The organism is Vreelandella sedimenti, from assembly GCF_013416325.1.
GTDB lineage: Bacteria > Pseudomonadota > Gammaproteobacteria > Pseudomonadales > Halomonadaceae > Vreelandella > Vreelandella sedimenti.
The window spans coordinates 189,475-201,584 of sequence record NZ_JACCGK010000002.1; the positions used below are offsets into that span (position 1 = coordinate 189,475).

The 12,110-nt window shown below is 55.3% G+C and carries 8 protein-coding genes; 1 reads left to right on the forward strand and 7 read right to left on the reverse strand.

What is annotated here, in order from left to right:
- The first annotated feature begins 73 nt into the window (after window positions 1-73).
- Window positions 74-289, forward strand: coding sequence for a pentapeptide repeat-containing protein (locus HZU72_RS24185; protein ID WP_081742684.1), 216 nt, complete (start codon window positions 74-76; stop codon window positions 287-289).
- Here HZU72_RS24185 and rpsG read toward each other — a convergent pair.
- The 7 genes from rpsG to rplA form a co-directional block, all read right to left on the reverse strand.
- Window positions 222-692: a 30S ribosomal protein S7 gene (rpsG, locus tag HZU72_RS03010; RefSeq protein ID WP_009288145.1), complete on the reverse strand. Its 471-nt coding sequence runs from the start codon at window positions 690-692 to the stop codon at window positions 222-224. The genes HZU72_RS24185 and rpsG overlap by 68 nt on opposite strands.
- A 187-nt stretch (window positions 693-879) precedes the next feature.
- The gene (gene rpsL / locus HZU72_RS03015; RefSeq protein ID WP_008959173.1) at window positions 880-1,254 is read right to left on the reverse strand and encodes a 30S ribosomal protein S12; all 375 of its coding nucleotides are present in this window, start codon (window positions 1,252-1,254) and stop codon (window positions 880-882) included.
- 212 nt (window positions 1,255-1,466) lie between these two features.
- Window positions 1,467-5,681 carry a DNA-directed RNA polymerase subunit beta' gene (rpoC, locus tag HZU72_RS03020; protein WP_180090412.1) on the reverse strand — a complete coding sequence of 1,405 codons (4,215 nt, stop codon included), beginning with the start codon at window positions 5,679-5,681 and terminating at the stop codon, window positions 1,467-1,469.
- Window positions 5,682-5,691: 10 nt separating this feature from the next.
- Window positions 5,692-9,768, reverse strand: a complete 4,077-nt coding sequence (gene rpoB, locus HZU72_RS03025; protein ID WP_180090414.1) for a DNA-directed RNA polymerase subunit beta — start codon at window positions 9,766-9,768, stop codon at window positions 5,692-5,694.
- A 347-nt stretch (window positions 9,769-10,115) separates the two neighbouring features.
- On the reverse strand, window positions 10,116-10,484 hold the full coding sequence (gene rplL, locus HZU72_RS03030; RefSeq protein WP_022520870.1) for a 50S ribosomal protein L7/L12: 369 nt from the start codon (window positions 10,482-10,484) through the stop codon (window positions 10,116-10,118).
- 112 nt (window positions 10,485-10,596) lie between these two features.
- Complete coding sequence (gene rplJ / locus HZU72_RS03035; RefSeq protein WP_022520871.1) at window positions 10,597-11,097, reverse strand: 50S ribosomal protein L10; 501 nt, start codon at window positions 11,095-11,097, stop codon at window positions 10,597-10,599.
- Between the two features lie 319 nt (window positions 11,098-11,416).
- Window positions 11,417-12,109 carry a 50S ribosomal protein L1 gene (gene rplA / locus HZU72_RS03040; RefSeq protein ID WP_071694996.1) on the reverse strand — a complete coding sequence of 231 codons (693 nt, stop codon included), beginning with the start codon at window positions 12,107-12,109 and terminating at the stop codon, window positions 11,417-11,419.
- Window position 12,110 lies beyond the last annotated feature (1 nt).

Below are 12,110 nucleotides of genomic sequence, written 5' to 3' on the forward strand. Positions count from 1 at the left end.
CTCGTTAATTTAGCGGCGTATGCAAGCGAGGTTTATGCGGCCGCCGCTACCACTGCATCATGGTAGCGGCTGAGTGTTGCAACTTTTGAATTGCAACAACGCGACTCAGCAAACATTTCACCATGCTGAACAACGTGCATATATAAACCAGAAAGCCATACTTAAAAACGCCGTACAAAGAAACGCCGATTTTAGAAACGCTGACCTTAAAAACGCCGACCTTAAAAACGGTAGTGCGAGAAGGCCTTGTTGGCTTCTGCCATGCGATGCACGTCTTCGCGCTTCTTAACGGCAGAACCTTTACCTTCAGCGGCATCCAGCATTTCACCCGCCAGACGCTGAACCATGGTTTTCTCACCGCGACGACGCGCCGCGTCTACCAGCCAGCGCATTGCCAGCGCTTGACGGCGAGACGGACGTACTTCAACCGGCACCTGATAGGTCGCACCACCAACGCGGCGCGACTTCACTTCGACCATCGGCTGGATGGCTTCCAGCGCTTTGTCGAAGATCTCCAGCGGATCTTCTTTACTACGCTCGGCAACCTTGTCCAACGCACCGTAGACGATACGCTCAGCTATGGACTTCTTGCCGCTGACCATCAGGTGGTTCATGAACTTCGCCAGACGCTCACTTCCGAACTTAGGATCCGGCAGAATCTCGCGTTTAGCTACTACTCTTCTTCTAGGCATGATAAGCCCTCAATTAAGGATCTTTCAGGTAAACCCGGAACTCATGCAACCTGCGTACGATATTTAAGTACCACAAGTGCAGCCCGACCTTACTCTTATCAGACCGTCAAATTCGTGAAATCGTTACTCAGCACGCCCTTTTGACGGGGCGACGCTGCACAGCTGACCTAGCCCTAGGACTTAAAACTTAGGACTTAGGACGCTTAGTACCGTATTTAGAACGACCCTGACGACGATTTTGAACGCCAGAGGTGTCAAGGGCGCCACGAACGGTGTGATAACGCACACCCGGCAAATCCTTTACACGACCGCCGCGAATCAAAACGACAGAGTGTTCTTGAAGGTTGTGACCTTCACCACCGATATAAGAAGACACTTCAAAGCCGTTGGTAAGGCGCACACGGCAAACCTTACGCAGAGCCGAGTTAGGCTTCTTCGGGGTGGTGGTGTAAACGCGCGTACAAACGCCACGTTTTTGCGGACAGGCCTGCAGCGCTGGCACGTCACTCTTGGTGACGGGGCGCTTGCGCGGCTTGCGCACTAGCTGATTAATCGTTGCCATGGTGTTTAGCTGACTCCAATGGTTGCCTTGCCTTCTAACAAATGCGGGCAGCAGATGCGGGCGCACCCGCCCCACTGTTAAAGGCTGCGCATTCTAAAGGCTGACCCTAGGTCGCGTCAAGCCTTGCCGGCGGTTTTACCGGCAAGGTGACACTTTTCAGGTCAGCTATTCGTTTTACTTACTCATGTTACCTACTGCTTTAGGCGCCAAATCTACAGCTCGTCGTCAGAATCGAGAGCGGTCAACTGTGCACCCAGCTCCTGTTCGACTTCGGTAGCCGAAGGATTGAACAGTTGCTCAACGTCTTCGCGCTTGCGACGACGCTCTGCGTGGTGAGTCAAGCCCGTACCAGCCGGTATTAGGCGACCAACCACCACGTTTTCTTTCAGGCCGCGCAGGTAATCGCGCTTGCCGGTCACCGCTGCTTCGGTCAGTACGCGGGTTGTCTCCTGGAAGGAGGCCGCGGAAATGAACGACTCGGTGGCCAGGCTGGCCTTGGTGATACCCAGCAGCATACGCTGATACTTGGCCGGGAATTTCTTCTCTTTTTCAAGACGTTCGTTCTGTTCCAGCACGCGAACCAGTTCAGCCTGGTCGCCCGTGATGAAGTCAGAATCACCCGAATCAGTAATCTCTACCTTACGCAGCATCTGACGCACAATGACTTCGATGTGCTTGTCGTTGATGCCTACGCCCTGCAGACGATAAACGTCCTGCACTTCGGCAGTGATGTACTTGGCGAGCTCCTCAACACCCAGCAAGCGCAGGATATCGTGCGGATTGCTCGGCCCATCGGAAATTACCTCGCCCTTCTCGACGGTTTCGCCTTCGAAGACGGCAATTTGACGCCATTTCGGAATCAGCGCTTCAAACGGATCGCCAGATTCCGGGGTAATCGTCAGACGACGCTTACCTTTGGTCTCTTTACCGAAGCTGATCACACCGCTGATCTCGGCCAGGATCGAGGACTCTTTCGGCTTACGCGCTTCGAACAAGTCAGCAACCCGCGGCAGACCACCAGTGATGTCTTTGTTCGCCGAAGCTTCTACCGGGATACGGGCAACCACCTCACCTACCCCGATCGTCACACCGTCGTCGACCGAAATAATCGAGTTGCCCGGAAGCAGGTACTGAACCGGGGTGTTGGAGCCCGATACAGAGACGTACTCGCCCGAACTGTCTTGCAGCATGACCATCGGGCGCTTGTCGCGACCGGCCATGGGACGTGCTGCCGACTCGATCACCTCGATAGAGGAGAGGCCAGTCATCTCATCGACGCTGCGGTGCATGGTGACACCCTCGTCAAGATCGATGAACTGCGCCTTACCTTCTACTTCGGCAACGATCGGGTGGGTGTGCGGATCCCATTTGGCGACCGTCGCACCAGCGTCGACCACGTCGCCGTCGCGTACGGAAAGCTCAGCACCGTAAGGGAGCTTATAGTACTCACGCTCACGGCCATGGTCGTCAGCAACGGCCAGGGCGCTAGAACGAGATACCACCACCAGCTTGCCGTCGGCACGTTCTACATGCTTGATGTTGTGCAGACGAACCTTACCGCCGTGCTTCACTTGTACGCTATCCACAGCAGACGAACGCGATGCCGCACCACCGATGTGGAAGGTACGCATGGTCAGCTGGGTACCCGGCTCACCGATAGACTGTGCGGCGATAACGCCGACAGCCTCACCAATGTTGACCTGATGGCCACGGGCCAAGTCACGGCCGTAACAGGAGGCACACACGCCGTGCGCGGTCTCACAGGTAATCGTGGAGCGAACGATGATCTCGTCGACACCCATGGTATCGAGCTCGGCACACCATTTCTCGTCGAGCAGGGTACCTTTCGCGATCAAGACTTCACCGCTGCCAGGGTGAACCACATCCTGAGCGACTACACGACCCAGCACGCGCTGGGAAAGCGGTACGATAATGTCGCCGCCTTCGATGATCGGGTGCAGGGTCAAGCCATTTTCGGTACCACAGTCGACTTCCGTGATAACCAAATCCTGCGCCACATCGACCAAACGACGCGTCAGGTAACCGGAGTTGGCCGTTTTCAGGGCCGTATCCGCAAGACCTTTACGTGCACCGTGGGTCGAGATGAAGTACTGCAGTACGTTCAGACCTTCACGGAAGTTGGCGACGATCGGTGTTTCGATGATCGAGCCATCCGGCTTGGCCATCAGACCACGCATACCTGCCAACTGACGGATCTGGGCAGCGCTACCACGGGCACCGGAGTCGGCCATGATGAAGACGCTGTTGAACGAGTCCTGCTCAACTTCGTTACCATCACGATCTATGACGGTCTCTTTAGAGATACCGACCATCATCGCCTTGGCGACTTTATCGTTGGCCTTGGACCAGATATCGATAACCTTGTTGTACTTCTCGCCCGCTGTTACCAGGCCAGAAGAGAACTGGTCTTCAATTTCTTTAACTTCGGCTTCCGCCGCATCAACGATTTCAGTTTTTGCTTCGGGGATAACGAAGTCGTTAACACCGATTGAGGCGCCGGACCAAGTCGCGAGACGGAAACCGGTATACATCAGCTGGTCAGCGAAAATGACGGTCGGCTTGAGGCCAGCACGACGATAGACTTCGTTGATCAGGCTGGAAATCGCCTTCTTCTTCATCGGCTGGTCGATCAGCGCGAAGGGCACACCTTCGGGCAGAATGCGGAACAGCAGTGCACGGCCTACCGTCGTATCGTAAATACGGCGGTGGAAGCTACGCTCGCCGCTCTCTTCTTCGATATCGATTTCGTCCAGACGCACTTTAACCCGGGCGTGCAGCGATACTGACTGAGTACCAAATGCGCGCTCGACCTCGTTGAGGTCAGAGAACACCATGCCTTCGCCTTTGGCGTTGATCTTTTCGCGGGTCATGTAATAGAGACCCAGAACAACGTCTTGCGACGGTACGATGATCGGCTCGCCGTTGGCGGGCGACAGCACGTTGTTGGTGGCCATCATCAGCGCACGCGCTTCAAGCTGCGCTTCCAGGGTCAGCGGTACGTGTACCGCCATTTGGTCACCGTCAAAGTCGGCGTTATAGGCGGCACACACCAGCGGGTGTAACTGGATCGCTTTACCTTCGATCAGCAGCGGCTCAAACGCCTGGATACCCAGGCGGTGAAGCGTGGGTGCGCGGTTGAGCAGTACCGGATGCTCGCGGATAACATCGGCAAGGATGTCCCACACTTCCGGCAGCTCGCGCTCGACCATCTTCTTGGCGGCTTTGATCGTTGAGGCATAGCCCAGCGACTGCAGCTTGGAGTAGATAAACGGCTTGAACAGCTCAAGGGCCATTTTCTTGGGCAGGCCACACTGGTGCAGACGCAGGGTCGGACCCACGGTAATGACCGAACGGCCCGAGTAGTCGACGCGCTTACCCAGCAGGTTCTGACGGAAACGACCCTGCTTACCTTTGATCATATCGGCGAGCGATTTCAGCGGGCGCTTGTTAGAGCCCGTGATCGCGCGGCCACGACGACCATTGTCGAGCAGTGCATCGACGGCTTCCTGCAGCATACGCTTCTCGTTGCGCACGATAATATCCGGCGCATTGAGATCGAGCAGACGCTTCAGGCGGTTGTTACGGTTGATCACACGACGGTAAAGGTCGTTGAGATCGGAGGTCGCGAAGCGGCCACCATCCAGCGGTACCAACGGACGCAGATCCGGTGGCAGCACGGGCAGCACTTCCATGACCATCCACGCCGGCGCGTTACCGGAATGGTAGAAAGCTTCAAGCAGCTTGAGGCGTTTGGAGAGCTTCTTGATCTTAGTTTCGGAGTTAGTCTGCGGAATCTCTTCGCGCAGGTGGTTAATCTCTTCTTCCAGATCGATGTCTTTGAGCAGCTCCTGAACGGCTTCGGCACCCATGCGGGCGTCGAAGTCATCACCGAACTCTTCCAGTGCTTCAAAGTACTGCTCGTCGTTCATCAGCTGACCACGCTCCAGCGTGGTCATACCTGGATCGATCACGACAAAACTTTCGAAATACAGCACGCGCTCGATATCACGCAGGGTCATATCGAGGAACATGCCGATACGCGACGGCAGTGACTTCAAAAACCAAATGTGTGCCACCGGCGAAGCGAGCTCGATGTGCCCCATGCGCTCACGGCGCACGGCGGCTTTGGTCACTTCAACGCCACACTTTTCGCAGATGATACCGCGGTGCTTCATGCGCTTATACTTGCCGCACAGGCACTCGTAATCCTTAACCGGGCCAAAAATCTTGGCGCAGAACAGGCCATCCCGCTCCGGTTTAAAGGTACGGTAGTTGATGGTCTCAGGCTTCTTCACCTCGCCAAACGACCAGGAGCGAATCATGTCCGGCGACGCCAGGGTAATCTTGATCGCGTCAAACTCTTCGGACTGAGACTGCGATTTGAGTACTTTCACCAAATCTTTCATGGGACGGCTCCTAGCTCTCTAACTCGATATCGATGCCCAGCGAGCGGATTTCCTTCACGAGTACGTTGAAGGATTCCGGCATGCCTGCCTGCATGGTGTGGTCGCCATCCACGATGTTTTTGTACATCTTGGTGCGGCCTTCGACGTCGTCCGACTTGACGGTGAGCATCTCTTGTAGCGTGTATGCAGCGCCGTAAGCTTCCAGCGCCCACACCTCCATCTCACCGAAGCGTTGACCACCGAATTGCGCCTTACCACCCAAGGGCTGCTGGGTAACCAGCGAGTAAGAACCGGTAGAACGCGCATGCATCTTGTCGTCTACCAAGTGGTTAAGCTTCAGCATGTACATGTAGCCAACGGTGACCGGACGGTCAAAAGCATCACCGGTACGGCCATCGAACAGGGCCATCTGACCCGACTCAGGAATGTCCGCCAGCTTCAGCAGGTGCTTGATTTCGTGCTCTTTGGCACCGTCAAACACCGGTGTTGCCATGGGCACACCACCTTTGAGGTTCTTCGCCAGGGCGATGATCTCATCGTCAGTCAGGGAGTCGAGATCTTCAACGCGCGTACCTTGCGTATTGTAGATCTGCCCCAGGAAATCACGGATCTCGGCCACTTGCTGTCCACGTGCATCGCGCAGCATGGCTTCGATCTTGACGCCCAAGCCACGTGCCGCCATACCCAAGTGGGTTTCCAAAATCTGACCGACGTTCATACGTGACGGTACGCCCAGCGGGTTCAGCACCACGTCGACCGGCTCGCCCTTCTCATCAAACGGCATGTCTTCGATGGGCATAATCGCCGAGATAACACCTTTGTTACCGTGACGACCGGCCATCTTGTCACCCGGCTGGATGCGACGCTTAACCGCCATATAGACTTTGACGATTTTTAGCACGCCCGGTGCGAGATCGTCGCCCTGGGTCAGCTTGCGCTTCTTATCTTCAAAGCGCTCGTCCATCTCTTTACGACGGGTTTCCAGCTGTTCGTCGGCCTGAGCCAGTAGCTCGTTGTAGGACTCATCCTGCATGCGCAGTTTGAACCACTGCTGACGCGGCAATTCATCCAGGTACGCCTCGTCTAGCACGTCGCCTTTCTTGAGGTTCGGGCCGCCGTTAACAGCCTGACCGTCAAGGGTACGCTTTAGACGTTCAAAAGTGGCGTCTTCGGCGATACGGTAAGTCTCTTGGAGATCCTTACGAACTTCGTCAAGCTGAGTGCGCTCGATCGACAAGGCGCGTGAGTCTTTCTCAACGCCGTCACGAGTAAACACCTGAACGTCGATGACAGTACCTTTCATGCCGGTAGGGGCACGCAGGGAAGTGTCTTTAACGTCAGACGCTTTCTCGCCGAAGATAGCACGTAGTAGCTTCTCTTCAGGCGTCAGCTGGGTTTCACCCTTGGGCGTCACCTTACCGACCAGAATATCGCCCGGGCCGACTTCGGCACCGATGTAGACAACGCCCGCTTCATCCAGCTTGGAGAGCGCAGACTCGCCCACATTGGGGATATCGGAGGTAATTTCTTCCGAGCCCAACTTGGTGTCGCGGGACACACAGGTCAGTTCCTGAATGTGAATCGTGGTGAAACGGTCTTCTTGAACGACCCGCTCGGAAAGCAGGATGGAGTCCTCAAAGTTGTAACCGTTCCAGGGCATGAACGCGATACGCATGTTCTGGCCCAGCGCCAGGTCGCCCATATCAACCGACGGGCCGTCGGCGAGAATATCGCCACGTGCCACGCTGTCGCCAGGCCGCACGATGGGGCGCTGGTTCATACAGGTGTTCTGGTTCGAGCGGGTGTACTTGGTCAGGTTGTAGATATCAACGCCGGCTTCACCGCCGATGATTTCATCTTCATTAACCCTTACCACGACACGGCGCGCATCGACGGAATCAATCACGCCGCCGCGATTTGCCACTGCACAGACGCCAGAGTCACGAGCAACAAAGCGCTCCATGCCAGTACCTACCAGCGGCTTATCGGCACGCAGGGTCGGCACCGCCTGACGCTGCATGTTAGAACCCATCAAGGCGCGGTTGGCGTCATCGTGCTCCAGGAACGGAATCAATGCCGCTGCTACGGATACGACCTGACGTGGCGACACGTCCATCAGCGTCACTTGCTCAGGACGCATAAAGGTCGTTTCACCGCGGTGACGAACCTGAACCAGGTCATCACTTAGCTTGTTGGACTCATCTACCGCTGCTGATGCCTGGGCGATAACGAAATCGCCCTCTTCGATCGCCGAGAGGTGAACGATGTCGTCGGTCAACTGACGATCAACCACTTTACGGTACGGCGTTTCGAGGAAACCGTAGCTGTTAGTGTGGCTGTAAGTGGCCAGCGAGTTAATCAGACCGATGTTCGGGCCTTCCGGCGTTTCGATTGGGCATAGACGCCCGTAGTGCGTGGCGTGAACGTCACGTACTTCGAAGCCAGCACGCTCACGGGTCAAACCACCGGGGCCTAGTGCCGACACACGACGTTTGTGGGTAACCTCAGAAAGCGGGTTGTTCTGATCCATAAACTGCGAGAGCTGGCTGGAACCGAAGAACTCTTTCACCGCCGCCGCAACGGGCTTGGCGTTGATCAAGTCTTGCGGCATCAGGCCTTCGCTTTCCGCCATCGAAAGACGCTCTTTCACGGCGCGCTCTACACGCACCAAACCAACGCGGAACTGGTTCTCTGCCATTTCGCCCACACAGCGAATACGGCGGTTACCCAGATGATCGATATCGTCAACGTCACCGAAGCCGTTACGGATACTGATCAGCTCGCGCAGCACATCAAGAATGTCTTTGCGATCCAGTACGCCGGAGCCTGTATCAGTATCACGACGCAGGCGACGATTGAACTTCATGCGGCCAACGCCCGACAGGTCGTAGCGGTCCTCAGAGAAGAACAGGTTGTTAAACAGCGTCTCGGCAGACTCTTTGGTGGGTGGTTCGCCGGGACGCATCATGCGGTAAATTTCGACTAACGCTTCAAGCGCGGAATTAGTAGCATCCAGCTTCAAGGTGTCGGAAATGAATGAACCGCAGTCGAGATCATTGGTGTAGAGCGTTTCCACCAAGGTAATGCCACCTTCGGCCATGCGCTCAAGCACTTCGGGAGTGATCTCGGTATTACACGGGCAGATCAGCTCGCCTGTTTTGGAGTCGATTTGATCTTTAGCCAGCGTTTTGCCGAACAGGTACTCCATCGGCACATCCAGACGCTCAAGGCCGGCTTTTTCAAGCTGACGAATGTGCTTCTGGGTAATCCGACGCCCCTCTTCAACGATCACATTGCCTTCGCCATCCTTGATGTCGAACGTAGCCGTCTCGCCGCGCAGGCGCGACGGTACCAGTTCAACATAGAAACCGGATTTCTCAATGTGGAACACGCTGGTTTCAAAGAACTCGGCCAGGATCTCTTCGGTGTTCATCCCCAGCGCACGCATCAGTACCGAGGCCGGCAGCTTGCGGCGACGGTCAATACGTACGAAAACGTTATCCTTGGGGTCAAACTCGAAGTCTAACCAGGAACCACGATAAGGAATCACGCGAGCTGAATAGAGCAGCTTGCCGGAAGAGTGGCTCTTACCTTTGTCGTGGTCGAAGAACACACCGGGCGAGCGGTGGAGCTGGGAGACGATAACCCGCTCAGTACCGTTGATAACAAAGGTACCGTTCTCAGTCATCAGGGGGATTTCCCCCATGTAGACTTCTTGCTCTTTAATATCTTTAATTGCTTTGTTCGAGGAGTCGCGATCATAGATGATCAAGCGAACCTTGACGCGCAGCGGGGCGGAGTAAGTCACGCCGCGCAGCTGGCACTCCTTAACATCGAACGCCGGCGTACCGAAGCGGTAGCTGACATACTCAAGCGCTGCATTGCCGGAGAAGCTCTCAATCGGAAACACGGACTTGAATGCCGCGTGCAGACCGACCTCGTGACGCTCGTCGGGCGAACGATCTTGCTGGAGGAAGTCGTAATAGGAATCAAGCTGGATCGCCAGCAAGTAAGGCACATCCATCACTTGGGGCAGTTTGCCGAAATCCTTGCGGATGCGTTTTTTCTCAGTATATGAGTAAGCCATCTGTATTCCCCAGCTTGTTCACCATGGGTGACCGATGCGTGGTCATCGCTGCCCGGCGGGCTTCGTCAGACGCAGACAGCAAGCTCCTAAATCGGTAGCTCGCCGTCGAAAATCTAGTTCGATAACTCAGTCGTCGATAACACTGTAGTCGATAACACTATCTTCAATAACGCCATCTTCAATAACGCTGTTACGTTTCTGTCGTGGCTGCTCTCAATGAGCAGCACTGCTGTTGTTCAATATCATCGACTGTCCAACATCAGCTACAACAGAAAAAGGCCGGCAGCGGGAAATCCCGCCGCCAGCCGTGGAAGCTTACGCAGCGCGTAAAGCCGTCCGCACAAGGCTTACTTGAGCTCGACGGTTGCGCCCGCTTCTTCCAGCTTGGCTTTAGCTGCTTCAGCGTCGTCTTTAGACAGACCTTCTTTGATGGTCGCCGGAGCGCCGTCAACAGCACCTTTAGCTTCTTTCAAGCCAAGGCCGGTGATCTCACGTACTGCTTTGATCACGTTTACTTTCTTGTCGCCAGCAGCGGTCAGAACGACGTCAAATTCAGTCTGCTCTTCAGCCACTTCGCCGCCAGCAGCCGGGCCAGCCATTACGGCAGCCGCTGCAGAAACGCCGAATTTCTCTTCCATTGCTTCGATCAGCTCGACAACTTCCATTACGGTCATGTCGGCTACAGCATTGATGATATCGTCTTTAGACAGTGCCATTGTTTCATTCCTAACTTTGCGGGAGTCTCGGTCAGCCGAGGACTCAGGATTCATTGCTCGGTTCAGGCAGCGCTCTGGTTAAACCGTTTACGCCACCCGCAAGAAGAACTGCTTATGCAGCTTCTTGCTTCTGGTCGCGTAGAGCGGCCAGAGTACGAACCAGCTTGCCAGCGGAGGCTTCTTTCATTACCGACATCAACTTGGCAATTGCTTCGTCGTGAGTCGGTAGGGTTGCCAGACGGTCGATGTCAGCAGCCGGAATCAGCTCACCTTCGTAGGCCAACGCTTTTACTTCGAAGTTCTTGTCCGCTTTAGCAAACTCTTTGAACAGACGAGCGGCAGCGCCCGGATGATCAGTTGAGAAGGCCAACAACGTAGGACCAACGAAGCTATCGTTCAAGCACTCCCACTGAGTGCCCTCGAGAGCGCGGCGAGCCAGCGTATTACGTACAACACGCAGCTCTACACCATTCTCACGCGCCTGCTTGCGCAGATCGGTCATTTTACCAACCGTAACGCCGCGAGAATCAGCAACTACGACGGAGAGTGCGCCCTTGGCCGCTTCACTGACCTCGGCAACAATCGCTTTCTTGCCTTCAAGTGCTAGTGGCACAGTGATCACTCCTTCGTGCCGGAACCCAGGAAGGTTCCGGTGGTTACCATCTCTTCCCACTCTGCTGTGCTAAAAACGCTGCAAAGCGAGAAGCCTTGGGGATGGTGCTCACCAGAAAGCCGTCTTAAGCTTAACCAACTGGCGGCCACACCATCTGCGCAGGCGCTTATAGGGCAATTAAGCCGCTCCTGGTAAGTACTTGCGTACCTATCAAGCGCGGCACCTGCGGTCTTTGACGATGCCCCGGCCAGTGATAGCCACCAAACGGGGGACCGCAAAGTTCTTGCTCGGTTCTTTCAAAAAACAACGATGACTCGCTTTACGCGAAAGCAGAGTGATCGATTGTTAAACCCGGGCCCATGGTAGTGGACAGGGTCATTTTTTTGAAGTAAATGCCTTTAGACGCGCTCGGCTTGAGGCGCTTCAAGTCAGCAACCAGTGCTTCCAGGTTGCCGTTAATTGCTGCTACGTCAAAATCCACTTTACCCAGGGTAGTGTGGATAATGCCGTTTTTGTCGGTACGGAAACGCACCTGACCGGCTTTAGCATTCTTGACCGCTGTCGCCACATCAGGCGTTACGGTGCCAACTTTCGGGTTAGGCATCAGGCCACGCGGACCGAGAATCTGACCCAGTTGACCCACAACGCGCATGGCATCTGGCGAGGCGATAACGACGTCAAAATCCATCACGCCTTTTTTCACTTGCTCGGCCAAGTCGTCCATACCTACGATGTCGGCGCCGGCTTCTTTAGCGGCATCGGCATTAGCACCCTGGGTGAAGACTGCAACGCGTACGTCTTTACCGGTACCGTTAGGCATGACAGTAGCGCCACGCACAACCTGGTCGGATTTGCGTGGATCAACGCCCAGGTTGATGGCGACATCAACGGACTCTTTGAATTTAACAGTAGACAGCTCAGAGAGCAGCGCTACCGCTTCTTCAATAGAGTAGGCTTTAGTAGTGTCTACTTTTTCGCGAATGATTTTCGCACGCTTAGACAGTTTAGCCATG

Bases quoted from the DNA above. Each gene is read 5' to 3' on its own strand.
- rpsG (WP_009288145.1), bottom strand. From the start codon at position 692: ATGCCTAGAAGAAGAGTAGTAGCTAAACGCGAGATTCTGCCGGATCCT.
- rpsL (WP_008959173.1), bottom strand. From the start codon at position 1,254: ATGGCAACGATTAATCAGCTAGTGCGCAAGCCGCGCAAGCGCCCCGTC.
- rpoC (WP_180090412.1), bottom strand. From the start codon at position 5,681: ATGAAAGATTTGGTGAAAGTACTCAAATCGCAGTCTCAGTCCGAAGAG.
- rpoB (WP_180090414.1), bottom strand. From the start codon at position 9,768: ATGGCTTACTCATATACTGAGAAAAAACGCATCCGCAAGGATTTCGGC.
- rplL (WP_022520870.1), bottom strand. From the start codon at position 10,484: ATGGCACTGTCTAAAGACGATATCATCAATGCTGTAGCCGACATGACC.
- rplA (WP_071694996.1), bottom strand. From the start codon at position 12,109: ATGGCTAAACTGTCTAAGCGTGCGAAAATCATTCGCGAAAAAGTAGAC.